The 1,439-nt window shown below is 74.6% G+C and carries 1 protein-coding gene; it reads left to right on the plus strand.

Features of this window, described 5'->3' with window-relative positions; all coding sequences use genetic code 11:
- A partial coding sequence (locus AB0J68_RS32160; RefSeq protein WP_363942648.1) for a helix-turn-helix domain-containing protein occupies positions 1-1,363 on the plus strand: 1,363 nt, incomplete at its 5' end.
- Positions 1,364-1,439: the final 76 nt, after the last annotated feature.

Raw genomic sequence — 1,439 nt, forward strand, 5'->3', positions numbered from 1 at the left:
CGACGCGCAGCTCACCGAGCTGCGCGCCGCCGAGGAGATCCACCAGCGGTTCACCGACCTCTCCGTCGAGGGCGCCGACGCGGCCGAGGTGATCCGGCAGGCTGCCGAGCTGTCCGGGTGCCCGGTCGTGCTGGAGAACCTGTCCCGGCAGGTCCTCGGGTACGACCCGGCGGGGGAGAGCGCCGAGCTGCTGCTGGACGGCTGGGAGCAGCACTCGCGGCGGATCCGGCCGGCCGGGCGCACCGCGTACGACCCGGACAGCGGCTGGCTGGTGACGGTCGTCGGCGCCCGAGGGCAGGACTGGGGGCGGTTGCTGCTGCGCTGGCCGGCCAGCGGAGACGCGCCCAGCGCCCGGCCTGGCGAGCCGACCGTCGCCCCGCCCACCCGGCTCACCATCCTCATCGAGCGGGCCGCGTCCACCCTCGCGCTGGGCCGGTTGATCCGCCGCGACGCCGAGGGGCTGGAACGGCAGCTGCACCGCACCCTGCTCACGGCGTTGCTCGACCACTCCCGACCGGTCGACGAGGTGGCGCTGCGCGCCAAGGCGCTCGGTGTGGCGCTGGACCGCCGGCACCTCGTCGGCGTGATGGTTCGCCACCGTGGCGACGACCCCGCCGGAGAGAACGGCCCCGAGGCCGGCCAGGCCCGGCTGCGGGACCTGTCCGAGGCCGTCGGCCAGGCACTGCGGGAGGCGAAGCTGACCGCGCTCACCAGCGCGGTCGACGACAACTCGGTGGGCGCGCTGCTGGCCCTGCCCGACGCGGCCGCCGAGGACCGCGCGCTGACCGCGTTCGCCGGCGCACTTCGTCGGGTACGCCTCGACGCCGGCACGGGCCGGGCCACGTCCGCTGCCGATCCGTCCCGGCTGGGGTCGGGTGTCGACCCGCTGCGGGGTGGCGTCGGCGGCGCGTCGGCCGGACTGATCGTGGCCGCCGGGTCCGGGGTGAGCAGTCTGCGCGAGGCTCGACGGTCGCTCGTCGAGGCGCGGCAGATCGTCGAGGCGGCCCGACGGGACCGGCGTGACCTGCCGATCTTCCGACTGCCGCACGTGGGCCTCGCGGGGCTGCTGCACCTGCTGCGCGACGAGCCCCGGCTACAGACCTTCGTGGAGCGCGAACTCGGCCCACTGCTGGAGTACGACGCCCAGCACCCCCGGGAGCGGCTCCTCGACACCCTGCGCGCGTACCTGGAGCAGGGGCGCAACAAGTCCGCCGGCGCCGCGGCCGCCCACCTGTCCCGACCGGCCTTCTACGAACGCCTGGCCCGCATAGCCCGCATCCTCGACGTGGACCTCGACTCGGTAGAGGCAAGCGTCTCCCTGCACGTGGCCCTGCTGGCCCTGGAAGCAGTCCGCACCCCCTGACCCCCTCCCTCTCTGCCCCCCACCTCCCGCGTTGATCATGAAGTTATTGCCAAGACACGCCGATGAGAGTGGCAAT

The organism is Micromonospora sp. NPDC049580 (assembly GCF_040675595.1).
GTDB lineage: Bacteria > Actinomycetota > Actinomycetes > Mycobacteriales > Micromonosporaceae > Micromonospora.